Source organism: Lacrimispora sp. YZC11, assembly GCF_057543815.1.
This window is the reverse complement of the sequence record NZ_BAAJYQ010000019.1, coordinates 143,108-168,735: the sequence shown is the minus strand read 5'-3', so window position 1 is coordinate 168,735 and position 25,628 is coordinate 143,108. Positions and strand designations below refer to the sequence as shown.

General features: G+C 44.7%; 22 protein-coding genes and 9 tRNA genes. 26 read left to right on the top strand and 5 right to left on the bottom strand.

Going from position 1 to position 25,628, the window contains the following annotated elements:
- Positions 1-46: 46 nt before the first annotated feature.
- From AC27IJ_RS21565 to AC27IJ_RS21530, 8 genes are all read left to right on the top strand, one after another.
- A tRNA-Asn gene (locus AC27IJ_RS21565) sits at positions 47-119 on the top strand.
- Positions 120-123: 4 nt separating this feature from the next.
- A tRNA-Glu gene (locus AC27IJ_RS21560) sits at positions 124-195 on the top strand.
- Positions 196-201: 6 nt separating this feature from the next.
- Positions 202-274 (top strand) — tRNA-Thr (locus AC27IJ_RS21555).
- A gap of 38 nt (positions 275-312) precedes the next feature.
- Positions 313-386: transfer RNA gene (locus AC27IJ_RS21550), tRNA-Ile, on the top strand.
- 29 nt (positions 387-415) lie between these two features.
- Positions 416-489, top strand: a tRNA-Asp gene (locus AC27IJ_RS21545).
- Positions 490-557: 68 nt separating this feature from the next.
- A tRNA-Val gene (locus tag AC27IJ_RS21540) sits at positions 558-630 on the top strand.
- A gap of 23 nt (positions 631-653) precedes the next feature.
- Positions 654-739, top strand: a tRNA-Leu gene (locus AC27IJ_RS21535).
- Positions 740-768: 29 nt separating this feature from the next.
- Positions 769-842: transfer RNA gene (locus AC27IJ_RS21530), tRNA-Arg, on the top strand.
- A 94-nt stretch (positions 843-936) separates the two neighbouring features.
- Here the strand turns inward: AC27IJ_RS21530 and AC27IJ_RS21525 are convergent.
- Positions 937-1,539 carry a site-specific integrase gene (locus tag AC27IJ_RS21525; RefSeq protein WP_487150751.1) on the bottom strand — a complete coding sequence of 201 codons (603 nt, stop codon included), beginning with the start codon at positions 1,537-1,539 and terminating at the stop codon, positions 937-939.
- Between the two features lie 493 nt (positions 1,540-2,032).
- On the opposite strand from AC27IJ_RS21525, the gene AC27IJ_RS21520 reads away from it, so the two are divergent.
- Positions 2,033-2,329, top strand: a complete 297-nt coding sequence (locus tag AC27IJ_RS21520; protein WP_312446337.1) for a hypothetical protein — start codon at positions 2,033-2,035, stop codon at positions 2,327-2,329.
- 172 nt (positions 2,330-2,501) lie between these two features.
- On the opposite strand, the gene AC27IJ_RS21515 is transcribed toward AC27IJ_RS21520, so the two are convergent.
- Both AC27IJ_RS21515 and AC27IJ_RS21510 read right to left on the bottom strand, forming a co-directional pair.
- Positions 2,502-2,855, bottom strand: coding sequence for a hypothetical protein (locus tag AC27IJ_RS21515; RefSeq protein ID WP_312446336.1), 354 nt, complete (start codon positions 2,853-2,855; stop codon positions 2,502-2,504).
- Between the two features lie 336 nt (positions 2,856-3,191).
- A complete protein-coding gene (locus AC27IJ_RS21510) occupies positions 3,192-4,475 on the bottom strand; it encodes a LysM peptidoglycan-binding domain-containing protein (protein WP_312446334.1) in 1,284 nt (427 codons plus the stop codon).
- 852 nt (positions 4,476-5,327) lie between these two features.
- Between AC27IJ_RS21510 and AC27IJ_RS21505 the strand changes: the two genes are divergently transcribed.
- The 16 genes from AC27IJ_RS21505 to AC27IJ_RS21430 all read left to right on the top strand — a co-directional run bounded on the left by AC27IJ_RS21505 (position 5,328) and on the right by AC27IJ_RS21430 (position 23,448).
- Positions 5,328-5,401: transfer RNA gene (locus AC27IJ_RS21505), tRNA-Arg, on the top strand.
- Between the two features lie 245 nt (positions 5,402-5,646).
- The gene (locus AC27IJ_RS21500) at positions 5,647-6,426 is read left to right on the top strand and encodes a serine hydrolase (RefSeq protein WP_487150747.1); all 780 of its coding nucleotides are present in this window, start codon (positions 5,647-5,649) and stop codon (positions 6,424-6,426) included.
- An 18-nt stretch (positions 6,427-6,444) separates the two neighbouring features.
- Entirely contained in the window at positions 6,445-7,530 is a 1,086-nt protein-coding gene (locus tag AC27IJ_RS21495) for a dipeptide epimerase (protein WP_487150745.1), read from the top strand.
- Positions 7,531-7,591: 61 nt separating this feature from the next.
- Positions 7,592-9,526 (top strand): peptide ABC transporter substrate-binding protein, encoded by a 1,935-nt coding sequence (locus tag AC27IJ_RS21490; RefSeq protein ID WP_312446330.1) that lies wholly within the window; start codon positions 7,592-7,594, stop codon positions 9,524-9,526.
- Positions 9,527-9,665: 139 nt separating this feature from the next.
- Positions 9,666-10,607: an ABC transporter permease gene (locus AC27IJ_RS21485; RefSeq protein ID WP_312504257.1), complete on the top strand. Its 942-nt coding sequence runs from the start codon at positions 9,666-9,668 to the stop codon at positions 10,605-10,607.
- Positions 10,604-11,590, top strand: a complete 987-nt coding sequence (locus AC27IJ_RS21480) for an ABC transporter permease (protein WP_487150742.1) — start codon at positions 10,604-10,606, stop codon at positions 11,588-11,590. Before AC27IJ_RS21485 ends, AC27IJ_RS21480 begins: the two co-directional genes overlap by 4 nt.
- An 11-nt stretch (positions 11,591-11,601) precedes the next feature.
- Entirely contained in the window at positions 11,602-12,654 is a 1,053-nt protein-coding gene (locus AC27IJ_RS21475; protein ID WP_487150740.1) for an ABC transporter ATP-binding protein, read from the top strand.
- Positions 12,654-13,586, top strand: coding sequence for an ATP-binding cassette domain-containing protein (locus AC27IJ_RS21470; protein ID WP_312446322.1), 933 nt, complete (start codon positions 12,654-12,656; stop codon positions 13,584-13,586). The genes AC27IJ_RS21475 and AC27IJ_RS21470 overlap by 1 nt, the downstream gene beginning before the upstream one ends.
- A gap of 234 nt (positions 13,587-13,820) precedes the next feature.
- Positions 13,821-14,723 (top strand): C40 family peptidase, encoded by a 903-nt coding sequence (locus AC27IJ_RS21465; RefSeq protein ID WP_487150738.1) that lies wholly within the window; start codon positions 13,821-13,823, stop codon positions 14,721-14,723.
- A 46-nt stretch (positions 14,724-14,769) separates the two neighbouring features.
- Positions 14,770-15,615: a serine hydrolase gene (locus AC27IJ_RS21460; protein WP_487150736.1), complete on the top strand. Its 846-nt coding sequence runs from the start codon at positions 14,770-14,772 to the stop codon at positions 15,613-15,615.
- A gap of 132 nt (positions 15,616-15,747) precedes the next feature.
- Complete coding sequence (locus AC27IJ_RS21455; RefSeq protein ID WP_312446317.1) at positions 15,748-16,938, top strand: ABC transporter substrate-binding protein; 1,191 nt, start codon at positions 15,748-15,750, stop codon at positions 16,936-16,938.
- 134 nt (positions 16,939-17,072) lie between these two features.
- Complete coding sequence (locus AC27IJ_RS21450; protein ID WP_312446314.1) at positions 17,073-18,785, top strand: ABC transporter permease; 1,713 nt, start codon at positions 17,073-17,075, stop codon at positions 18,783-18,785.
- Between the two features lie 22 nt (positions 18,786-18,807).
- Entirely contained in the window at positions 18,808-19,884 is a 1,077-nt protein-coding gene (locus AC27IJ_RS21445; RefSeq protein WP_312446313.1) for an ABC transporter ATP-binding protein, read from the top strand.
- 50 nt (positions 19,885-19,934) lie between these two features.
- On the top strand, positions 19,935-20,963 hold the full coding sequence (locus AC27IJ_RS21440; RefSeq protein ID WP_312504267.1) for an ABC transporter substrate-binding protein: 1,029 nt from the start codon (positions 19,935-19,937) through the stop codon (positions 20,961-20,963).
- A 14-nt stretch (positions 20,964-20,977) separates the two neighbouring features.
- Entirely contained in the window at positions 20,978-22,672 is a 1,695-nt protein-coding gene (locus AC27IJ_RS21435) for a sensor histidine kinase (RefSeq protein WP_312446311.1), read from the top strand.
- Positions 22,672-23,448 (top strand): response regulator transcription factor, encoded by a 777-nt coding sequence (locus AC27IJ_RS21430; RefSeq protein ID WP_312446310.1) that lies wholly within the window; start codon positions 22,672-22,674, stop codon positions 23,446-23,448. The genes AC27IJ_RS21435 and AC27IJ_RS21430 overlap by 1 nt, the downstream gene beginning before the upstream one ends.
- 48 nt (positions 23,449-23,496) lie before the next feature.
- Here AC27IJ_RS21430 and AC27IJ_RS21425 read toward each other — a convergent pair whose 3' ends face one another.
- The gene (locus AC27IJ_RS21425; protein ID WP_312504270.1) at positions 23,497-24,168 is read right to left on the bottom strand and encodes a YjjG family noncanonical pyrimidine nucleotidase; all 672 of its coding nucleotides are present in this window, start codon (positions 24,166-24,168) and stop codon (positions 23,497-23,499) included.
- 4 nt (positions 24,169-24,172) lie between these two features.
- Positions 24,173-24,811, bottom strand: coding sequence for a YczE/YyaS/YitT family protein (locus tag AC27IJ_RS21420; RefSeq protein ID WP_312446307.1), 639 nt, complete (start codon positions 24,809-24,811; stop codon positions 24,173-24,175).
- 131 nt (positions 24,812-24,942) lie between these two features.
- On the opposite strand from AC27IJ_RS21420, the gene AC27IJ_RS21415 reads away from it, so the two are divergent.
- Positions 24,943-25,566: a cyclic nucleotide-binding domain-containing protein gene (locus AC27IJ_RS21415; RefSeq protein ID WP_312446306.1), complete on the top strand. Its 624-nt coding sequence runs from the start codon at positions 24,943-24,945 to the stop codon at positions 25,564-25,566.
- Positions 25,567-25,628: the final 62 nt, after the last annotated feature.

Here is a 25,628-nt window from a genome sequence, read left to right as displayed (position 1 = left end):
ATAGATATATAACAATGTGTGGTTTTGAGGGTATATGCCTCAGTAATCCTCGATAGCTCAGTTGGTAGAGCAAACGGCTGTTAACCGTTGGGTCGTAGGTTCAAGTCCTACTCGGGGAGCTTTGGCCCCATGGTCAAGCGGTTAAGACATCGCCCTTTCACGGCGGTAACACGAGTTCGAATCTCGTTGGGGTCATTTAATGCCGATGTGGCTCAATTGGCAGAGCAGCTGATTTGTAATCAGCAGGTTATCGGTTCGAGTCCGATCATCGGCTTTAAGAAAGTTTAATATATCTGAAGATTATAATGTTTAGGACCTTTAGCTCAGTTGGTTAGAGCAACCGGCTCATAACCGGTCGGTCCTGGGTTCGAGTCCCCGAAGGTCCACTGACACTGAACTAAATATTAGATAATCTGGCCTGGTGGCTCAGCTGGTTAGAGCGCCGCCCTGTCACGGCGGAGGTCGTGGGTTCGAATCCCATCCGGGTCGTTCTGTACAAAAAGTACAGGCTTTACAAACCAGCAAGTAAGTTGTATAATATTTACTGCATCGTGTATGGGATCTTAGCTCAGCTGGGAGAGCATCTGCCTTACAAGCAGAGGGTCATAGGTTCGAGCCCTATAGGTCCCATTTCCATGAGAAATCATGAGAATGCCGGCGTGGCGGAACAGGCAGACGCACAGGACTTAAAATCCTGCGGGACTTACCTCCCGTACCGGTTCGATTCCGGTCGCCGGCATTTGCCTGAAAAGGTAAAAAAGTGAATATGTGTGTGTAGCTCAGCTGGATAGAGCACTTGGCTACGGACCAAGGTGTCGGGAGTTCGAATCTTCTCACGCACGTACAGAAAACCTTTGTTTTACAAGGGTTCTCAAAATTTAAGGCATCCTGTAAAGGGTGCCTTTTTCGTACTTGACTAACATTTGACTAACGTTTTTATTTTACTTTTATATGGAATAGATTTTCCAAGGTATTAGATGCTGCTTCATCGGCCTTTTGTAAGAAGTGGCTGTATATGTCGGTAGTAGTGCTTGTCTGTGCATGACCCAGCCTTCCAGATACGGTCCGGATATCTACGTTCTGGGAAATAAGTAACGTAGCTGAAGTGTGCCTTAAGCCGTGCAAGGGTATTTCCGGAAGTTTATATTCTTCCTTGGTAACTGATTCATTATGCCACCGAATAATTTTCTTAAACATGCCATATGGAGTGCTTGGATACATTTGTCGGCCATTCCATTGAGTAAATAAGTGATTGCCGTCTTCCCAAGCACTGCCAATGTTCATACGGTATTCCAGCTGTTCTTCTCGATATAGTTTCACCTGGGCCATGATAGAAGCCGGTACAGATATTAGCCGGTTGGAAGATTCTGTTTTAGGAGGTTTGGTAAACAGTTGTCCGTCTATTATGCTTGTGCTTTTGCTAATAGATACTGTATTCTGATCAAAGTCAAAATCACTCCATTCCAGAGCGACTAATTCGCCCCGGCGCAGGCCGCAGAAGAGTGCCAGGTTGAAGAATACTTTAAATTGTGTTTGTATATCCTTATGCTCTGAATAGGCATCGATGTGATATTCTTTTCCTGTATCAACTATTCGGTCATGAGCTTTCTTCTGTATTGTTACACCATTGTTTAAATGTGCTTAAAAAGGCTTCTGTTTGCTCTAATGTGAAGCGCTTGACAGTTTTACCCTGGGTGGCTTATGGTGGCTCTACGCGGTCACAGGTTTGTCCAGGGGCCATGGTAAAGGGCCAGCAGGCGTCTGACGGCAAGTGGTATTACCTGTGGACCATGAAGGCAAGATGGCCACGGATCCGGTGATGCTCACGCCGGATCTGGACGGTGCGCTGCAGTATCCTGTATTTTAAATTGCTGCATACAATATATTGTTCAAAGCGTTTATTGTAATATATCACTCCTAATTTAACCAATGATCCGGTCTGGGGTCCATTTTCTGCCCATTCTCAATATTCACACCTTGTCTACTTGTCCCATATAATATAGTAAGTACGGCATGAAAGGAGTCAAAGTATATGAGTAGAGATACTTTTAAATGTAGATGCGAATGTTTTGAAAAGTGCGAACCCAAACGCGAATGTGAATGCGAAAAGAAACGCGAATGTGAATGCGAAAAGAAACGTGAATGCGAATGCGAAAAGAAACGTGAATGCGAAAAGAAACATGAATGCGAATGGTTCGAAAAAGCATTAAAAGAAGCTTACTGGAGAGGTTTTAAAGACGGCTGCAGAAAATGCAGACGGAAAGAAAATGAATGTGACGAACGTGAAAAGTATGATGAGTATGAAGATTACGAAGAGTATGATAGTTAGTCTTTGATATGAGCGGGCTTCGGTATTCCGGGCCCGCTTTAAAAAGCTCTTTGCAATCTGCCTGCGGTAAATGAACTTGATTACAATTCAACTTTTACTCCATAAAACAAAAGAATTCCCCCGGCAAATGAACCGGGGAAACCTCAAACACCATCAATAGACAGTAAGATTATTAATCCCTAAATACAATTGTATAATAAAGAATTATTTGTTTATTACCACAAGGGCATGTACAGCCTAAAAAAACTGTATCCTCTTGGTTGAAACAAAAACCAAAAATGTGACCAAAAAGGTTGATTAAGAACAAGAAAAAATTTAATTCTCTTTCTAATTCCATTGTGCTGCAATAAGTGAAAACTTGAGCATACCATAGTTTACATGGTCTATGATCACCACACCTAGGAATGTCCCAATCAATATCAAATTTTTTTCTCAGTATTTCCCTTTTTTCATCATCTGATTTTCCTTCTATAGATTCTAACACTTCTTCTTTTAATTCTTCTAAAACTTTTCCCTGTATATTCATAATAATATTGTGCCCCCTAAAATATTTACTTACAATATAATAATATTCAATATAATTCATTTTGACACAAGCCCTGATCCAAGGCCTTTTTTAGCAGGGATAGTGCCGGGGCTGTGAGGGGGATTAGCTTAAGAGATAAAATGTATAGGTAAGTGTTGCTAATATTAAATGGCGGGTAACCGGTTCCCCGGGCCCGCCTATAAATAATACTTTGCAATCTACCATTAGCATAGATTTTTTAATCCTTCTAGCATTGGCATTATTATATCCACATATAGGACATACAAATCTTGTTTAGATTTCAAATTCTCTAAAAAGGTTGAATGTGATGGACATTTAAAACTTCTGGATGTAATATTTAGTATTAATAACAAACCACATTTGTGCATCGAATTTCATAACAGTCCAAAAAGATAAGCCTTGGAGACCATATTCTTCTACCAGATCAGCTCTTGCGTCAAAGCTTCTTGCATCTTTAGTCCATACTACATGCAGAATCCCATCACTATCCATATAGTAGAAATAGGGTGACTGTGCTGCTTCATTAAATTGTATTGGTATACCATTTTCCGCTGCAATTTGTACTGCACTGTTATAAGATATTATAGTAGCTTCTGTGGCACCGGGAACATAGGGAAGGGTCCAATCATAACCTAGAGCAGTAACTCCTAGAAAAATTTTTTCAGGTGGAATAATACTAACCATGTAATTTAACAACTCTCTTAAGACATTAACCGGAAAAATTGCGTTTGGATAACTGTAAGACCTTGACCAATCATAAGAAGAAAATATGATTCCATCTACATATTCAGCTAATTTTGAATAGTCTATTTTTTCAAAACTAATGTTAGGGGTATTAATATTTGTAGCAGGCGTTATGGTAATTACTACCCTGAAACCTTCTGAATGAAATCTTGCAGCGGCCCTTTCCAAAAAATCTGCAAAGATATTCAGGTTATCATAGTTAATGGATTCAGTATATATGTTTATACCATAAAAACCTTTCATTTTCAGTATTTGAAGAGCATTATCAATCAGGCGCTCCTGCACAGAAGGATTACTTAAAATTACAAAGGACACTTCACGGTTAATTATTCCCTCTCCCGTCATAGTGGTAACAAACATCATGGGTGCAGTACCATAAGTTTTAGCCAGCTGGATTAGTTCAGTGTCGTCATCACTGGAGACAATTTCTCCTTCACTTGTAGCCCTATAATTAAATATGGTCAGATAAGATAAAAAAGGAAGTGTTTTTATTAAAACAGATTTATCTATATAAGGAAAGATATAGCCACTAGTGGCAATTGTTCTTGTTTTATTAGTTTGATAGCTTATAACTATGGTTTCACCGACGTACATAAATTCCCTATCGGAAAGATAGGGATTATTTCTTAATAATTCCATTGTCGTAGTACCATGCTGCTCCGCAATACTCTCCAAAGTATCGCCGGCCTGGACGACGTAGATTGTTTCCGGTTGTACAATCACAATGGTTTGACCGATTGCTAAATTGCCAGGGTTTGTAATTCCGTTTTCCAATATTAATCTGTCAACTGGGATTTTGTAATATTCTGATATTGAGTTGATGGTTTCACCGGGTTGAACAACGTGTATGATCATGGATTCCCTCAAATGACCTTATTAATACTATTATATGCTAATCTTACATGTTCATAACATCATAGTGTAGATAATAATCTATCTCAATAATCTTGCGCAATAACTGGTTTAAGCAGTTGAGATAGAAAGTCAATGATATAGGCGGGTATCCGGTATTCCGGGTCCGCCATATTTCATTAAAACACCATAATCCATTTATTCTCCAAAATATTAAAAATTAGCTTGAATCTATATAGTATACCGCAGGATATCCTGATAACTCCGATATTCCACAAGAAATGTTGTAGAATCAATCTGTAAAGTGTATTTTTATAGGTACTAAGAAAATTGGAATGTTCGAAATTTTTAATTATAAATTAATCCTATAATTTCTATGCTGAGTTGATAAAGAAACGTCCTTATTTAAAAGACGAAACAGAGAGGTTATACCAGTTTATAAAAGAATATCACGCTGTAGTTACAAAAAGATATTATGAGTACTTTGGTTTTCCTCAAATTTCTAAGAAGATTACCCCATGGCTTAATGATACATATATCAAGTATAATGTAAATTAAGCTGCTGCTAGGAAAAAGAAGTCTCTTGAAATTTTAATGATGTTTACATGGCTTGGAGAAGTTAGTGGGGAGGATGCTGAATTCTTTCAGAATTATTTGTCGGAATTTAAAGAATATCTGCTACCTACAGACCAAGGTGTCGGGAGTTCGAATCTTCTCACGCACGTACAGAAAACCTTTGTTTGACAAGGGTTATAAAAAAGGCATCCTGTAAAGGGTGCTTTTTTCGTATTAAAAGGCAATTCATCACTTTACAAATTTAGCAAATAGGTGTATATTAACCATGTATCATAAAATGCGCCGGTAGCTCAGCTGGATAGAGCGTCTGGCTACGGACCAGAAGGCCGCGAGTTCAAATCTTGTCCGGCGCATGAAAAGAACAGTTTTTTTAAATTTTGAAAACTGTTCTTTTTTCATATCTGTTTTAGGGATTTAACAGGAAGTCCGTATTTATACAAATTATAGCTTGATTTTTTTTCAGAATTTATTATACTAAACTTAGGGCTTTGGGGAAGATAGAATCAGGTGCGATGAGGTAGCTGTAGACAATAGGTGCAGTGCCTCTTTTTTTATATCAGGCTGTCAGATTTGGCCGGCAGGGAGTTTATCCATAGGTATGAAAGATGAAATAATAAAGAAGCTGGAACAGCTTCCTGGAAAAATCGGTTTTTTCTATGAAAATTTGAAAACAGGAGACGGGTTCGCTCATCACGAACAAAAACCCATGATGGCAGCCAGCGTTATCAAGCTGTTTGTTATGGCAGCTGCATTTGAAAAGGAAAAAAAGGGGACCTTCCAGATGGATGAGCTGTTTGCCGTGAAACGGGAGGACTGTGTTCCTTCCTGCGGTGCTCTTACTTATCTTCATGATGGAATTCTGGTAACAGGTATGGATCTGATCACCTTAATGATCATTTTCAGTGATAATACGGCTACCAATGTTTTGATTGATATTCTTGGAATGGATGAGATCAACGAATCGATCCGGGGGCTTGGGTTCAGGCAGACGCTTCTCCAGAGAAAAATGTATGATATGGAAAGATCAGCTCAGGGAATCCAGAACTACATAACTGCCTATGAAACAGGCAGGCTTCTGAAAATGATGTATGACGGAATTCTGATAGACCGACAGTCCAGTGAAACAATGATTTCAATTCTAAAAAATCAGCAGCTATGCAGTAAGATTCCATTTTATCTGCAAGCTCTTTCGGATAGTCCGGAGATCGCCCACAAGACCGGGGAAGATACGGGGATCACTCATGACGTGGGGATTGTTTATGGAATGGAGCCGTTTTTGATCTGCTTTTGTGGAAATGAAACGGATACTCCTGCCTTTGAAAGGATCATGGCTGAGATTTCCCTGGATTTATTCAAGCAGGTCAATAAAGAGATTTAGGAAATTGAGGGAAAATGAATGAAGATTGTAAAGATAGAAACAGCAAAGGTCAATATTCCTCTTGTAACACCGTTTAAAACGGCTTTAAGAACGGTTGACAGCGTGAATGATATTGTGGTGAGGATCACAACGTATGACGGTCAGACTGGGTTCGGTGAGGCACCTCCTACTGCCGTGATCACAGGGGATACCCATGGCTCCATTCTTTCCGCCATTGAGGAATTCATTGCCCCGGCCATAATTGGCATGGAGATTGAGAACCTGGATGGAATCATGAAAAAGCTTCATGGCTGCATCTTAAAGAATAGTTCTGCTAAGGCCGCGGTGGACATGGCTGTTTATGACCTTTTTGCAAAGTCCTGCAGGAAACCCTTATATAAGATTCTGGGAGGCGGACGAGCGGAGATCGAAACAGATCTGACCATCAGCGTCAATGGTGTTGAAGAGATGGTGGCAGACAGCCTAAAGGCGGTTTCCCAGGGCTTTCGTATCCTGAAAATCAAAGTGGGAAAAGAGAGCAGTAAGGATGTGGAGCGGATTCAGGCGATTCGTCATGCAGTGGGGCCGGATATCAAGCTGCGTATTGATGCAAATCAGGGCTGGTCTGCCAAGGATGCAGTCAGGATCATAAGGACGCTGGAAGATATGGGAATTGGCATGGATCTGGTAGAACAGCCGGTAAATGCCCATGACTTTGAGGGGATGAAGTTTGTGACCAGCCAGGTATATACGCCCATCCTGGCGGACGAGAGCGTATTTTCACCGGAGGATGCCATAAGGATTATCAGGGAACGGGCGGCGGATCTTATTAATATCAAGCTTATGAAGACCGGGGGTATCCATGAGGCCTTAAAGATCTGTGCCATTGCGGAAAGCTTTGGGATGGAGTGCATGATCGGCTGTATGCTGGAAAGTAAGATTGCCGTGAGCGCGGCAGCTCATCTGGCGGCCGGAAAAGGGATCATTACCCGGGCGGATTTAGATGGACCGTCTCTCTGCAGGGAAGATCCGTACATAGGAGGACCTGTTTTTGACGGACCTAAGATTGTTATGAATGAGGATCCTGGAATGGGAATCAGCAAAGTGGCGGCATTCTGTGACTGATGTAATGAAAAGATACTAATCCCGTTTGGGTTAGAAATATTAGGAAAATGGAGGAGAATTTATGAAGAAAAGAAGATTAATGGCTGCGATGTTATGTGCAGTTCTTGCTGCTTCCACGGCACTAAGCGGCTGTGGCGGGAAAAAGAACACAGGAGATGGTTCCCAGGCGGCAGGGAATGAAAGTGGGGCGGCAGAGAGCGGAAAGGCGGCTGTGTATACCAGGTTATATGGTTCAGAGGTTACAACTTTAAATTATCTTGTTTCCGCATCAACGGAAGACCAAAGACCTGCGGCAAACTGCGTTGACACCTTAATTGAATATGATAATAAGGGGCAGATTAAACCCGGACTTTCTACGGAATGGAGTTATGATGAAGCTTCTTTGACATGGACCTTTAAGTTACGTGAGGCCAAGTGGGTGGACAATACCGGGGCCGAGGTTGCAGACGTGACGGCCCAGGATTTTGTTGATGCCATGAAATATGAGCTGACCCCTGAGTATGAAAGTGCAAACGTACAGAACCTCTTTGGAGTGATAGCGAATGCGGAGAAATATTATAATGGATTGGCATATAAAGGCGGGGCAGATAAGGACGGGAAGGTCTGGGATCCTATTGATTTTTCAGAGGTAGGAGTAAAGGTAGTTGATGACCATACCCTTACTTATACTTTAGAAAAAGAGGTTCCATATTTTCTTTCCTCCCTGGCCTATGTAGTATATATGCCGGCTTACGGTCCGCAGCTTACGGAATTGGGAAAAGATTTTGGTACAGGTGCAGATAAGATGTATTACAACGGTGCTTTCTATCTGGAAGAATTTTCTCCCCAGGAAAAACAGGTCTATAAGAAGAACTCTTTAAATTATGATGCAAATATCGTTTATCTCGATGAAATCCAGAGGATTTATAATGCAGAATACAATACCATTGGGCCTGAGATGGTAAAACGCGGAGAGGTTGATTATGCAGAAATCTCCTCTGATATCCTGGATGATTGGTTAAAAGGAGAGGATACTAAGAATTTGATCAGCCGTGAGCGGCCAAAGACCAGCTATTCTTATTTCTACTGCTTTAATTTTAACCCGCAGTTTGATGCTCAGTATGAGCCGGATAACTGGAAAAAAGCTGTAAATAATGAAAATTTCCGCAAGGCATTGTTTGCAGGTTTAAATAAAACAAAAGAGGTATCTGTTCTGGAACCGGGTACTCCTGACGATTTTGTAATCAACTCCATTACACCGCCCAATTTTACATTCAATGCGGATGGGGCGGATTATACAACGGTCGGCGATATGGAGTCCTTAAATCAAACCTTTGATGAGACAAAAGCAAAAGAATACCGTGATCTGGCAAAGGAAGAGCTGACTGCTGAAGGTGTTACGTTCCCTATAAAGGTTCTTATGCCTTATAATCCTTCTGAAATCAACTGGGATAAGGAATGTCAGGTAGTGGAGCAGCAGATGGAAAGTCTGCTTGGCACGGATTTCATTGATATCATTGTGGAGGCCGGCCCTGCGGATGGATTCTTAACGGAAGTGCGCCGAAACGGCAAGTTTGCATTGATGAAATGTAACTGGGGCGCTGATTATGCGGACCCGGAAACCTGGACCGACCCGTTCTACCAGTCAAAGGGCGAGGAAGGATATGATCTTGGATATAAGTATGGAAATATTGCAAAGGCCATTGAAGAAGGAACCCCTTCCGCAGATGCGGCAGTGGAGTACTTTTCTCTGGTGGAGGCAGCCAAGGATATAAAGGTAGATATCAATATCCGTTATGAGGCATTTGCCAAAGCGGAAGCCAGCCTGATCAACCATGCATTTGTTCTGCCCCTTAGTATTTCAGTGAGCAGGTATGTAGCTGACAAACTGGATGTATTTGAAGGCCAGTATGCGCCCTTTGGTGTGTCAAACTTAAAATATAAGGGTCAGCATCTTCAGGACCATTACATTTCCATGGATGAGTTTAAGGCCAACAGGGAAGCGAACGAGAAATAAACGGCAGGTATATACGCCGGGCCATTGGCGGTAAAGCTTATGGTCCGGCGGAAAAATACCGTCTGAAAAGGATGTGCCGGAGGACACGTCTTGTTCCGAGAGTATTTTTAAAAGAAAACACAAAGGAGCCGAGAAACTGATGTTAAAGTATTTAGGTAAAAGAATCGCACGTTCATTTCTTACGCTGATCATCATTCTGACCGCGGTGTTCTGTTTGCTTCGCCTGATGCCCATTGAGGGATATTTCCAGAATTTTGACAAGATGACGCCTCAGCAGATCCAAGTGGGCTTAAAGGAAATGGGTCTTACGGATCCTCTTCCGGTCCAGGTGATCCATTTCTTTAAAGACCTTCTCCACGGGGATTTAGGCGTGTCCAGGATCTATCGTTCGAATGTTCCCGTATCTGATATTCTGGCGGACAAGGTCCCTGTTTCTGTGAAATTGGGTGTCTGGTCTATGGCAGTATCTCTTCTTGTAGGGCTTCCCATTGGGGCCTTGATGGCGCGGTATAAATACAGGTGGTTCGACAGAATCGGAACCTTGTTCATTGTCTGTATCCAGGCAGTTCCGGCAGCCGTTTATTTTCTCTATATCCAGCTTTACGGAACCAGGCTGATGGGAGTGGGATTGCTCTTCCAGATCGAAGATCCCAAATACTGGGTTCTTCCGGTTGTGTCCATGTCCCTTGGAAACATTGCTTTTTACGGCATGTGGCTGAGGCGGTACATGGTGGATGAAAGCAATAAGGATTATGTGAAGTTAGCCAAGGCAAAGGGGATGTCAGAGGGGGGAGTCATGTTCAAACATATCTTCCGTAATGCCTTTGTTCCTTTGGCCCAGTATATTCCCACCGCATTTTTAAACACGGTGATCGGCTCCATTTATATTGAATCCCTGTACAGCATCCCGGGTATGGGAGGGCTTCTTGTTGCGGTGATCAAAAAGCATGATAATACCATGGTCCAGGGCATTGTTTTGCTCTATGCCTGTGTAGGCGTTCTGGGGCTTTTGCTGGGTGATTTGCTGATGGTAATGCTGGATCCAAGAATTAGTCTGGGAAAGAAAGAAGGTGGCAGATGATGAAGCAATTTTCTTACCGCCATACAAAGGAAGCGGAATTTATGGAAAATATGGAGGAAGCGGAACTGTTTTCCTTTGTAGGCTTTAACCAGGAGGAAGCGGAGAAGACAGGGTACAGCAATTATTCCTACTGGTACAGCACCTTCCACGCCTTTTTAAAGAACCGGGGAGCTTTTGTACTTTTGGTGCTTTTGATCCTTCTTCTGGCATTTACCTTTATGCAGCCCTATCTGCCGGGGCAGTATGATCCTAACATGATCATCAACGATGCAAACGGGATGCAGTTTCGCAACATTCCACCTGGAAAAGAATTTATTCTGGGGACCAATTCCATTGGACAGGATTTATGGGCAAGGATCTGGGCAGGAACCAGGACTTCTTTGATCATCGGACTGTCCGTGGCCCTTGCGGAAGCGGTCATCGGCATAAGCGTTGGGGTGATCTGGGGATATGTGAGAAAGGCGGATTTCATCCTTACAGAAATTTACAATATCATTGACAATATTCCAAATACCATTATTTTGATCCTCATTTCCTATATTTTAAAGCCCAGTGTGAAAACTCTGGTATTTGCCATGTGCCTGACCGGATGGATTCAGATGGCCAGGTTTATCAGGAACCAGATTCTCATTATCAGGGACAGGGATTATAATGTCGCCAGCCGCTGTCTGGGGACACCGGTCAGCAGGATCATTGTAAAGAATCTCCTTCCTTATCTGGTGTCGGTCATTATGCTGCGCATGGCACTTACCATTCCGGCGGCCATCGGCAATGAGGTATTTATTACTTATATCGGTTTGGGACTTCCGGTAAATATTCCAAGCTTAGGCAATTTAATCAACGAAGGACGGGCCTTAATCACCAGCCCGGCTTTGCGCTACCAGCTGGTTTACCCAACGATCATTCTTTCCTTTGTCACCATATCGTTTTATATCATCGGCAATGCATTTTCAGATGCCGCTGATCCAAAGAATCACGTATAAGGAGGGGCAGTATGAACCAGGAAAAGATTTTAGAGGTAAACGATCTGGATATTAAATTTGAACTGAGGGGAAAAATCCTTCATGCCATACGTGGGATTTCCCTGGATTTATATAAGGGAGAAATTCTGTCCATTGTAGGGGAATCGGGAAGCGGAAAGTCTGTTTTCACCAAATCCTTTATGGGGCTTTTGGAGAGAAACGGGTACGTGGATGGAGGAAAGGCTGTTTATTACGGGGCTGATGACAGGAAGGAAGTGGAGCTGACCGCCGTAAAGAGGGAAAAGGACTGGCTGAGGATACGGGGTCATGAGATTGCAATGATCATGCAGGATCCCATGACCAGCTTAAATCCCTTAAAGACCATTGGGGTTCAGATCATGGAGGCCGTGCTGCTTCACCAGAGTGTGGGACGTTCGGAGGCAAAGAAGCGGACCCTGAAATATTTGGCAGATGTGGGGATCCAGGACCCGGAAAAAAGGTTTGACCAGTATCCTCACGAATTTTCCGGCGGCATGCGCCAGCGGGTGGTGATCGCCATTGCCATTGCCTGCAATCCCCAGATCCTCATTTGTGACGAGCCTACCACGGCCCTTGATGTGACTATACAGGCTCAGATCCTGGATCTCTTAAAGGAGCTGCGCCATAAATACAGACTTTCGGTGATCCTGATCACCCATGACCTGGGTGTGGTGGCCAATATTGCGGACCGGGTGGCTGTTATGTATGCAGGGGATATTGTGGAGATCGGCACCTGCGAAGATATTTTCTATGATGCAAGGCATCCTTATACCTGGGCATTGCTTTCTTCCCTGCCTCAGGTGGGAGTAAAGGGGACGGATCTGTTTTCCATTCCGGGAACTCCTCCCAATCTTTATGCGGAGATAAAAGGGGATGCTTTTGCCCCGCGTAATGCTCAGGCCCTTAAGATTGATTTTGTGAAGAGGCCCCCTTATTTTCAAGTATCCCCGACCCACAAGGCGAAAACCTGGTTGTTAGATCCCGGGGCGCCTAAAGCAGACCCGCCGCCTGTGGTCAGCAAAATCAGAAACGGAGGTCTGTTTTAATGGAACGTGAAGTGCTATTGGATGTAAGGGATTTAGATGTGACCTTTGGAGAGCGCAGAAAGAAATATGAAGCGGTGAAAAAGGTGAACTTTAAAATATATAAAGGCGAAACCTTTGGGCTGGTGGGGGAATCCGGATCAGGGAAAACCACCATTGGCCGGGCGATCATGAGGATAGTACCTAGCTCGGGAGGAGATATCCTTTATAAAGGCGATAAGATCAACGGGAAGATACGGTTAGAGCTGGACCGGAAGGTCATTAAGGAAATACAGATGATCTTTCAGGATCCACAGGCTTCCTTAAATGAAAGGGCAAAGGTGGATTATATCATCAGCGAGGGACTGATGAACATGGAAAAAGGATTAGGGGATAGGGAACGGAAAGAACGGGTAGACCAGGCTCTTCTTGATGTTGGACTACTTCCGGAATTTGCAAGCCGTTTCCCCCATGAGTTTTCCGGTGGCCAGAGGCAGAGAATCGGAATTGCCAGATCCCTTATCATGAACCCGGATTTTATCATTGCCGACGAACCGATTTCTGCTTTAGATGTATCCGTCCGGGCCCAGGTTTTAAATCTCCTTGGAGATATGAAGAAAAAACGGCAGATCACCTATCTTTTCATTGCGCATGACTTATCTGTCATGAGGTTTATCACGGACCGGATCGCAGTGATCCGCAAAGGTGAGATTGTGGAAATGGCGGAAACGGAGGAGCTGATCACCCATGCCCTCCATCCTTACACCAGGGCACTGCTTTCTGCAATCCCCATGCCTGACCCGAATCATGAGAAGGAGAAAAAGCTTCTGGTCTATGACCCTTCTATGCACGATTACTCATGGGAAAAGCCTTCCTGGAGGGAGATAAGGCCGGAGCATTTCGTGCTGGCAAACCGGAAGGAAGCGGAAGAATATAAAAAATTGTACAGAGATTAAATAAGGCGTTATCCGGAAGAAATGCTCATTTTGGGGTTTCTTCCGGATTTTTTTATATTTTGGGGCACCCCTTGTTCCGTATCATTGACATTCCACATATCTGACCATATAATAATGAAAAATACGGTACCTATCAGCAGGCTTACAGGTGTGACCGGTTTCCAAAACTGTTTGGAATGCACTGCAACGGTCCATAAAGTACCGGAAGGAATATAACAAGGAGGACAGGAGGAGATGACGATGGAATCTTATGGAATTGTAAATGTACCGGTTGCCACCATTTGGGAAGGACGGTCGGAGATAAAAGAGAACAGCTTAGGAGAATGGGTGTCAGCTATTTCGGACGAAGGGCTGTATGGTATGGGGCTCTTGATAACCGGGCCGGAGGAGCAGGGATTTTATCCGGTGCGGACCTTTTATGGCTATTCCGGCTTTATCAGGAAAGAGGATATGGAAACGGTGAGTCTTGAGGAACTGAAAAGCTGGGAAGAGGGCGGGCTTATGGTTACGGATGGAGTCTACGTGGACATTGTTTCTCTTCCAAAGGTTCAGGGGGTGCGCCTTTTAAGCCTTTTCCGGGGCTCAGTTATAAAGGTGCTTTCCTTTGACTCGGAAAAAGAGGGCTGGGCCAAGGTGGAGCTTTTGGATGGACGGGTAGGCTATATAAGGAACCAGTTTTTAAGAGCAAAGGAATTTTCACAGTCCGGACTGTGGACGGGGGAGCTTCCGCAAAAGGAGATTGTGGATGAGGCGTTATTCCGTAAGTCAGTGGTAGAGACGGCAAAGCAGTATCTGGGGATCCAGTACCGCTGGGGCGGAAGGTCCACCGCAGGCATCGATTGTTCCGGGCTGACCTCAGAAAGCTATCTTTTAAACGGGATCCTTACCTTTCGGGATGCCAGGATTGAACCGGGATTTCCGGTGCATGAGATTCCAAAGGATGAAATGCTTCCAGGGGATCTAATGTATTTTCCGGGGCATATCGCCATGTATCTGGGAAATGGGGCCTACATTCATTCTACGGGAAAAATCGGCAGCGGCGGAGTCGTGATCAACAGCTTAAATCCCCAGGCAGAGGACTACCGGGCGGATCTTGCGGAAAGCTGGTATGCGTCGGGGAGTATTTTTGTAAATTAGGAAATTCCTTTGAATTCCCTTAAAGTTAAAGAAAGGATTAGATAAAATGGATTCCAGACTTACGTTAGAGAAAAGAATTGAAGCGGAGATCATGAGTTATGACGGGAAAATGGGAATCTATCTGGATGATTTCCATGGAAATGTGATTGCCGTTCACGCAGATGAAGCATTTGAAACTGCAAGCACCATAAAAACCTACATACTGGCATGTCTGTTTGATGAGGTGGAAAAGGGAAACAAAAGCCTTGAGGACATCATTGAGTACAAGGAAGAGCATGTGGTGGATGGAAGCGGCGTGCTTGGGGCCCTGGAGCCTGGAGCAATGCTCAGGGTAAAGGATGCGGCGACCTTTATGATTATTGTAAGCGATAATATCGCAACCAATATGATGATAGACTATTTGGGGCTGGATACGATAAACCAGTGTATCAAAGCTCTTGGCTGCGGAGATACGGTACTCTATAACCCCCTTCACTTTGAGCGGTATGACGGGCTTGGGACCAGCACGCCTAGAGATTATGCCAGCATTTTTACCCGGCTGGCAAAAGGGAAGCTTATCAGCCCAAAGGCGGATGAAAAGATGCTGGAGATCTTAAAAAAGCAGCATTATAACAGCATGATCACTAAGGACTTTCCTCCATTTTACATGGACAGCGATAATACGGATGACATCCTGATTTCCGTTGCCTCTAAAAGCGGAAGCATGGATGCCTGCAGAAATGACGGCGGACTTGTGTTTACCCCTTATGGGCCTTATGCCATCGTCATGTTCCACAAGGAATTTTCTGATGCCATGTATTATCCGGCTCACCCGGCCACCGTGTTTGGGGCCAGGGTCAGCCGGATGATCCTGGATCAGTTTTTGGCATTGGAAGGAAGGTTTTTAAAGTAGAACAGTACAATTTGACTAAAAAAAGTATGAATGGGTTCAAAAATCACGACATTATTACTGGTTTTTCGGTATCCGCTCCTGGAATTTTTTGTTATGATGAAATAACAGAAAAAGAACGGAGGGATATCTATTATGAAGAAAAGAACAGCATTTTTGCTGGCGCTTACGGCGGCTCTCAGCCTGACCGCATGCGGTTCCAAGCAGGAGGCAGCGGCTACTAAGGCAGAGACTGCAGCGGAGACGCAGACGACGGCAGACGGGACAACGGCTGCTGCTGGGGAAGAGAAAAAGGACTCAGGGGAAGATGGAGATTTATCTGAACTGATCAAGGCAGCCCAGGCAGAAGGGGAATTAACTGTGTATGGCTCCTGTGAAGAGGAGCATCTGGCTGCAGTATGCCAGTATTTTGAAAAGACTTATGGTATTAAGACAAAGTTCCAGAGACTTTCTACCTCGGAGGTTTACACCAAGGTTTCTGAGGAGGGAGGAAAGCCTTCCGCAGATGTGTGGTTCGGCGGAACGACTGACCCCTATAATGAAGCGGTTGCAGCAGGGATTTTAATGCCTTATGATGCAGTAAATGCCAAGAATCTTATAGGAGACCAATATAAGGATCCTACAAACAGCTGGTATGGTATTTATAAGGGAATCCTTGGCTTCATGGTGAATACGGAAGAATTAAAGAGGCTCGGGCTGGAAGCTCCGAAAACCTGGGATGATCTGACAAAAGAAGAGTATAAAGGACTTATCATGCTGTCCAATCCCAATACGGCAGGTACGGCAAAGCTGGTGATCAATACTATGGTCCAGATGAAGGGCCACGATGCCGCAATGGAATATTTCAAAAAGCTGGACAAGAATATTGCACAGTATACTAAATCAGGTTCCGGCCCATCTAAGATGGTTGGACCTGGAGAATGCGTCATTGGAATCGGTTTCCTTCATGACGGGATTTACCAGATCCTTCAGGGGTATGACAACATTCAGCTGATTGTTCCTGAGGATGGGACCTCCTTTGAGGTAGGAGCAACTGCGATCTTTAAGGGCGCTGCTCATCCCAATGCAGCAAAGCTGTGGATCGAATATGCCCTGTCACCGGAGTGCGTGGATCTTGCTAAGGAAAACGGCGCTTATCAGTTCCTGGTTTTAAAGAACGCCAAACAGCCGGAAGAGGCTGTAAGGTTTGGCCTGGATATGAATAATACCATTGATTATGATTTTGAGGATGCAAAGGAAAACAGTGCAAAATATGTGGAAGATTTCTTTGAAGCCTTGGGAAGCTCTGCTGAAAAGGCAGATGCCAACCGTTTCCTGACACAGTAGGAGACAAAAGGCAGGAAATAAACGTCCGGCTGTATGGAGAAACATGCTGCGTAATGCGTAAGAGGCCATTACGCAGCATTTTTACATCATGGGAGCCAGGACTCCTGCCTGGAATGACGAAAGGAGGACATTTTATGGCCAGCTTGCAGAGTACCCGGCTGGAGCGGAAAAAATTTTTTTCAGATCCGGTTATGGTCAGCATGATTGCAGTTCTGCTTATTTTTCTTGCACTGTTTATTCTTTATCCTCTGTTTATGCTGTTGATAGACAGCTTTTATACGGAGGGAACTGTTACACTTGACGTGTTTAAGAGGGTTCTGAACCTGGAGCGGTTCCAGAATGCTTTTAAAAATACCCTTGTTCTTGGATTTATCACGGGGACCGCTTCCACGGCAATCGGACTGCTGTTTGCTTATGTTGAGGTGTATGTGAAGTTAAAGACCAAGGTTTTGGGAAAGCTCTTTGGGCTTGTTTCCATGCTTCCGGTGGTATCACCGCCATTTGTTTTATCCCTTTCTATGATCATGCTTTTCGGAAGGAGCGGCCTGATCAGCCGGTCCCTGCTTCAGATATACGATTCCAATGTCTATGGGCTTAAGGGAATTGCCATTGTCCAGACTCTGACATTTTTTCCCGTATGTTACTTAATGTTAAAGGGGCTTTTAAAAAACATAGATCCTTCTCTGGAGGAGGCTACCAGGGATATGGGGGCCACCAGATGGAAGGTATTTTCCAGTGTAACTTTTCCCCTTTTGCTTCCGGGACTTGGCAATGCATTCCTGGTGACCTTTATCGAGTCTGTGGCGGATTTTGCAAATCCCATGCTGATCGGAGGGTCTTATGATACCTTGGCCACCACCATTTACTTACAGGTGACGGGGGCCTATGACTCCACGGGCGCGGCGGCTATGTCGGTGGTTTTGCTTTCCCTGACAGTAGTGCTGTTCCTGATCCAGAAGTATTATCTGGAAAAGAAAACAGCAGCTACCTTAACTGGAAAGGCTTCCCGTATGAGAATGCTCATTGAGGATAAGAGTGTGACCGTCCCGCTGACTTGTTTCTGCGGCGTGATTGCGGCTTTTGTGCTGCTGATGTACATCATGGTTCCTTTTGGCGCTTTATTTACCTTGTGGGGAAGGGACTACAGCTTAAGCCTTAAGTGGTTTCACTACATGTTTAAGACCAGCGGATTAAAGGCATTTAAGGACTCCTTTGTGCTGTCCCTAATTGCTGCGCCTCTCACTGCTTTTCTTTCCATGGTCATTTCTTATCTTGTGGTTAAGAAACGGTTTAAGGCAAAGGGCTTTATTGAGTTTGTTTCCATGCTGGCCATGGCAGTTCCGGGAACGGTTCTTGGTATCGGTTATATCCGGGGTTATGCAAACGGATTGTTCCGCTCCGGATTTATGAGCGGCCTTTATGGGACCGGACTCATACTGATCATCGTATTTATTGTCCGAAGCCTTCCAACCGGTACCAGAAGCGGGATATCCGCCCTGCGCCAGATTGACAAATCCATAGAGGAATCCGCTTATGACATGGGAGCAAATTCTGCCAGGGTATTTATGTCCGTTACCCTTCCTCTAATTAAGGATTCCTTTTTCAGCGGTCTGGTAACGGCCTTTGTCCGCAGTATTACGGCCATTTCCGCCATCATTCTGCTGGTGACACCAGATTTTCTGCTGATCACCTGCCAGATCAATGAGCAGGCAGAAAAGGGAAATTACGGTGTAGCCTGCGCTTATGCAACCGTATTGATCCTCATTACCTATGGCGCGGTCCTCATTATGAATGCTATGATGAAACTCTTTGGTGTCAGCAGAGCTGTGAAGGAAGTCCAGGATTAAGTATTAACAGGAGGAAGATAACATGGAAAAACAGAAAAAAGGCGTTCGGCTGGAGCGTATTTCTAAGGTATACATTGATCCAAAGACAGGCAAGGAGTTTTATGCGGTAAAGGATACCACTCTGGATATTGAGCCGGGAACCTTTGTTACTCTTTTGGGGCCATCGGGATGCGGTAAGACGACCACCCTTCGTATGATCGCGGGCTTTGAAAGCCCTGATGAAGGGGAGATTTATCTGGGAGGAGAGGCGATCAACCATCTGACCCCCAATAAAAGGGATACTGCCATGGTGTTCCAAAGCTATGCCTTACTGCCTCATTACAATGTGTTTGACAACGTGGCTTATGGACTTAAGATCCGGAAGGTTCCAAAGGAGGAGGTCAGGGAACGGGTCATGAATATATTAAAGCTGGTGGAGATGGAGGGAATGGAATCCCGTATGACGAACCAGCTCTCCGGCGGTCAGCAGCAGCGGGTGGCATTAGCCAGAGCCCTGGTTATTGAGCCGGGAGTCTTACTTTTTGACGAGCCATTAAGCAACTTAGACGCCAAGCTGCGGGTGACCATGAGGACTGAGATCCGAAAGATTCAGCAGAAGATCGGGATTACTGCAATCTATGTGACCCACGACCAGTCAGAGGCCATGAGCATCTCCGATAAGATCATCATTATGAGCAAGGGCAAGGTAGAGCAGATCGGAAGCCCCAGGGAGATCTATTATCATCCCGCTTCCAGATTTGTGGCTGATTTTATTGGCGAAGCCAACTTCTTAAAGGCAAAGGTTTTGTCTGATGAAGGAGAAAAGGCCATGATTTCGGTGGCAGGCAAGGAGTTCAAAGTAAATAATTTTGCCGGCGCCCATGCCGGGGATGAGGCAACTTTGGTAATCCGGCCGGAGGGAGCGATCCTGGCGGAGCAGGGCATTTTGGAGGGATTGGTCACCTTATCCACCTTCATGGGGTCTTATCAGTACTATCAGGTCATGGTGGGAGATATGGAGATTCAGATTACGGATTATAATCCGGTTAACCGCAGGATTTATGAAGTAGGAGAAAAGGCTTGTCTGGATTTTGATCCAAAGGGTGTTTACATCCTGTAGTACTGTGTTAGAATGATAATAATAAGTTTGAAGGGCAGGAAACAGGGACTATGAAAGGCTGGATCGGATGTGCGGCGGCCCTTCTGTGCATTGCCAGTCTGGCAGGCTGCTCCGGCAGTTCCCAGACAGTGCCGGCGGAGTTTCATATGGATGAGGAGCTGGTGGTGTACTGCCCTCATCCCCTGGAATTTATTAATCCCATAGTATCGGAGTTTGAGGAACAGACCGGGATTAAGGTGGAGGTATGCACGGGAGGAACGGGAGAACTGCTAAAAATGGTGGAGGACAGGAAGGAACCCGGGTGTGATATTTTCTGGGGAGGCTCCCTGTCTACCACTATGGCCAAAAGTGAGCTGTTTGAGCCTTATATCAGCAAAAATGAATCCATGGTCCAGGAAGATTACAGGAATAAAGAAGGGAACATGACCCGGTTTACAGATGTTCCAAGCATTCTTATGGTGAATACCAATCTGGCAGGGGATCTTTCCATAGAAGGGTATGGGGACCTTCTGAAACCTGAACTTTCCGGTAAGATTGCCATGTGCGATCCAGCCACCTCCTCCTCGGCATTTGAGCATCTGATCAATATGCTTTATACCATGGGAAAAGGGGACCCGGAGGCAGGCTGGGATTATGTGGAGGCTTTTTGCAAAAATCTTGACGGAATGCTGCTTCAAAGCTCTTCTGAGGTATATCAGGGAGTTGCTGAGGGACGCTATACGGTGGGGCTTACCTTTGAAGAGGGGGCAGCCCATTACATTGCTTCCGGATATCCGGTCAGCGTGGTGTATATGAAAGAGGGCGTCATATCCAAACCGGATGTGGTATGTATCATCAAGGGGTCCGGCCATATGGGGCCGGCAAAGCAGTTTGTGGATTTTGTAACGGGTAAGGATGCCCAGACGGTTATCTCTGAAAGCCTTGGAAGGCGTTCCGTGAGAACGGATGTAAATGAACCGGAGTATCTGCTGGATAAGAAGGCGATCCACATCATTTATGATGAGGAAGCTGTGGTAAAGGAGAACAAACTGGAATGGCTGAGGCGTTTTTCAGAGGTTTTTCAAAGCACCCTGAATTAGAATAGGGAGGGAGCATGAAAAAGGGACGGTATTTCAAAGATGAGCTGCGCCGCCTGATCATGGGGTATGCCATCATTCCGGCCGTAGGCTTTACTCTGATCTGTACGCTGGTTTTTCTTGCGGTCCTTCTTTATGGAAAAGAAAGCGGGAATGAGTCCCACAATGCTTTCGTAGCGGAAGAACTGGAGCAAGTCCTTACAGGGTATGAGGAGAAGCTTAAGGCGCTTTCGGATTCTGACCTGATTTTTGATGTTAATTCCGGTACGGCCGGGCGGACGGCCGTGTTTGAGGAATTTTACCGGATGTCCGACCAGTTGGGATATAAGGCGGAGCTTTATGTTTTTGACGGAGAAAAGCGGTTGCTTTTATCCACCAGAAAGGATATCCCGGATTACTTATCGGGCAGAGAGGACCTTCGATGGGGGATGTTCGGGGCAATGGATGAGAATCCGGGGGAAACCAGGGTGCGTTTAATGGAAGCCTGGAAGGGTTCGGACCGGGATATTGCCATGGGCATTGCAGTGAGCCGGGGAGATAAAAAGGCGGGATATCTGGTCTTTACCATTAACAGCAGCCAGTTTAAGCCGGTACTTGACCGGTCGGAAAGCCAGACCATCATTGCGGACCGGTTTGGCTGGGTTTATTTAAGCAGCAATTATAATCTGGTGAGCAGCAGCAGCCAGGTTTTAAAGGTGCTTGAGACGGCAGGGAAGTATCTGCCTTATGAAAAGAAGATGTTTCTCATATCCGTCCATCCATCGTATCATCAAATGTTTTTGGTCTATTCTGTTACGGATATCCAGAATATCGTGTTTTCCCTGGGGCTTAGCAGCGCTCTCATTATAACGGCTCTTGTGCTGATGACCATATGGGTACTGATCAGCACGAAAAAGGTAACGGAACGGAAGACCAGGGATTTTTACCTCCTCCTTCATGTCATGGAGAAAGCCAGAGATGGGAATTTAGACGCTTCCATAGAGATAGAAAGTGAAAATGAATTCCGGATCATAGCCGATGCCTACCGGGAAACCATTGCCAGCTTAAAACTGCAGATGGAGAATAACAGAAAGATGACGGAGCTGGTGGCGGCGGCACAGAATAAGCAGCTGGAATCCCAGTTTAACCCTCATTTCCTGTTTAATACTTTGGAAAACATCCGGTATATGTGCATCATCCAGCCGGAGACAGCCGGGAAAATGGTGTTCAGCCTTTCAAACCTGCTGCGCTACAGCTTAGATGGCAGCAGGGCAGAGGTTACCTTAGAGGAGGATTTAGAGCACCTGGAGAATTATCTCACCATCTTAAAATACCGGTTTAACCGCCGGTTTTCCTATGTGGTTGACGTGGAAGCAGAGGCATTACCCTGCCGGATTCCCAGGCTGGTGCTTCAGCCCATGATCGAAAATTCAGTAAAATACGGGTTTGGCAACCAGGAATATTTAAAAGTGGAGCTTAAGGCTTATATTCACAAAGACCGGCTGATCATGATCTGCAGGGATGATGGGATCGGAATGACTCCAGGGGTTTTAAGTGACATACAGGCTCTTTTGGAGCAGGAGGAAAACAACAAAAGGCATTCCGGGCTTTATAACATACACAGGCGATGCAGAATTCTTTACGGAAGGCCGTATGGGGTGGAGATACGCAGTGCAGAAGGGCTTGGCACAACGCTTGTGGTGACCCTTCCGGCACAAAGGGAGGAATTGTGATGTTACGGGTGATGATAGCAGAAGACGAGGATATTATCCGCAAGGGGTTAATCTATACCATGGACTGGATGGGAATGGACTGCATGGTGGTAGCTGAGGCGGCCAATGGGCAGGAGGGGTTTTTAAAGATACTGGAGCATAAGCCTGATGTGGTCATTGCAGATATCTGCATGCCGTTTATGGATGGGATTGAGATGATCAAGGAAGCCTCCAGGAGCGTGAAGTTTAAAAGCATTCTTCTGACAAGCTATGCGGAATTTGAATATGCAAGAAGGGCCATATCCGCCGGGGTCAGCGAATATTTATTAAAGCCGGTGGATGAAGAGAAGCTGGCGGTTCTTATGAAAAAACTGGGAGAGGAAATCGCAAGCAGCCGCCAGGTGGAATATGTGATGGAACAGGCGGAATCAGATGCTGGTGTCATGAACCTGGAATACTATATGCAGCTGGACCTTTCAGAAAACAAGTATGTTTCCAGAGCTATCGAGGAAATCAAGTCAGGCTATGGGGATAAGCTGAGCGTGGAATCCATATCGGATAAGCTGGGAGTCAGCGCCAGTTATTTAAGCCGGAAATTTAAAGAGGTGACAGGGCAGACCTTCCTGGACTTTCTAAACAAGTACCGGATCTCCCAGGCCATTGTTCTCTTAAATACCGGGCAATACCGGATCGGCGAGGTTTCTGATGCAACAGGGTTTACGGATTACAAGCATTTTTGTGCGGTATTTAAAAAGTATACCTTGAAATCACCGTCAAAGTTCATGAAAGGGATCTGATAGAAAGCCCGGCAGCAGGTGCCGCCGGGCAATGATGAATAAAAAAGGTTAAAAGTTTAACAATTGGGAAATATCATGAATGGTATGGGTCGCGCCGGTGGGAAGTGTCTCAAGGGAGCGGTTAAAGAGACAGGAATCAATGCCGGCGTTGACTGCGCCCTGAATGTCAGAAGACAAGCTGTCTCCCACCATGATGGTCTTGTCCTTTTCAAAGTTCTGGATATTATTAAAACAGTGCTGGAAAAAATAAAGGGATGGCTTTTCATACCCCACTTGTTCCGATATGAACATTCCGTCAAAAAGATGGTAGATACCGGCGTTTTTAAGACGCTGGATCTGGGTGGAATAAACGCCGTTTGACGCGGTGTATAATTGTTTCCCCATTTGTTTCAGTTTGATCAGTGTTCCCTTGGCTCCAGGGATTAAATCGGAGTTGTTTCCAAGATGCTCACGGTAACGTCCTTCCGCCTCTTCTCCGCTAATTTCGGTGTCATAAAGGCGGAAGAATTCATGAAAGCGGGTATTAAGCAATTCCTCTCTTCCGATCTTTCCCTGCTCTAATAAGTCCCATAAATGGCGGTTCATCTTTTTATATTGGGACAGCATTTCATCATTATATTCCAAATCATAGGATTGGATCATCTTTATAAAGCCCTGCTCTTCAGCAGCATCAAAGTCCAGCAGGGTATTGTCAATATCCAGTAAAAAAATCCGGTACATGTATTTATTCCTCCATAGTTAAATGTTTTTTGAAAAATTCATAACAGATCCCCAGCAGCGGTGCCAGGAGAAGAATGCTGATTACGGTTCCTTCCCTTATTTGCAGAGGGGTATGTGATAATACGGTCAGGCATAAAGTGACGATTAAGAATATCACATCAAAGCTCATACGGACAGCGGTGAACTTCTTTTTATACGTTTCACTAATGATAAGGCACATGCTTTCCAGAGGGAATTTTACGATTCCGATTGCAAGGACGGCTCCCAGGCTGACGGAAGCGATTATAATGCCGATCAAATAAAGTATGATTCTGTAAAAATAGCTTTCAACGGTAAAGATAGAAAGTAATTGATACAGAAACAGGTTGATGATATATCCGTTTGCAATGGTTGCAATAATCTGTATTGCATCCTTATAGTTTAAACGGGAGCGTCTTAAAAGTAAATAGGAAATGAAGAACAGCGTATTGATCCCATTGAGTATGGTGCCCACCTTCATCTGTATGGTGTAAGATAATGTTACTGCCAATGCATTTAAGACGCTTTGCCCGATGGCTGCCTTTAACTGCAGCGATATCCCGAAGCCGAAAAACACAAAGGATATTATGGTTACGGCCAGGTCGTTTCTTTTTTTTCTGCTCATTGTTTTCACCTCGGGTATATGATACCATAAAATATAGGATGCCGGCTATGAGAATTATCATATGAGGAATAAAGGTTTGTGAATCAGCTGGATATGCAAGCATATCCGCTTGATTCATCAGGAGGCAAAAAATGAAAAAAAATATATATGAAATACCGGACAGCCTTGCGGCGGCCGGAGAAGAAAGACATTTTTCAGTGGGAATGAATATTTTTCATGTGGATGAGAGGATCACTCATTGCTATCTGATCCTTTCCGGAATGGTGAAAATCTATATTGATCATGAAAACGGGCGCCGGTCTATTCTTGATTTCTCAGGAAAAGGAGACTGGCTTGGAGAGCTTTCTTTATTCCGCCAAGAAGATTACATCAAGGAGAATAAGGTGATAGAGGATGTGGTCTGTCTGGAGTTTGAGCTGGACCGGTTAAAAGAAATCTGCCAAAGGGAGGCGGAAGTTTCCTATTACTTTGCGTCCTATATTTCCAATAAGCTGATGGTTAGAAGCTACCGGTTGAGTGAATACTTAAATTATTCCCTGGAAAAAAGGCTCGCTTCCTTTATTCTTAAGCATCAGCAAAATGGGAAATACACCATACCCCATACGGATGTTTCGGAGTATATGAATATCAGCTACCGCCATGTGCTCTTTATCATAAAGAAATTTTGTGATGACGGAATTCTAAAAAAGGATAAGGGGTACCGGATCATGGATTATGAAAGACTGAAAGAAATTTCCGACGGTTTCGTATCATAAGGAAGAAGGGAACCTGCCTGCCGGGTTCTCTTATTTTGCGTTTCAGGCTTTCAGATATGTAT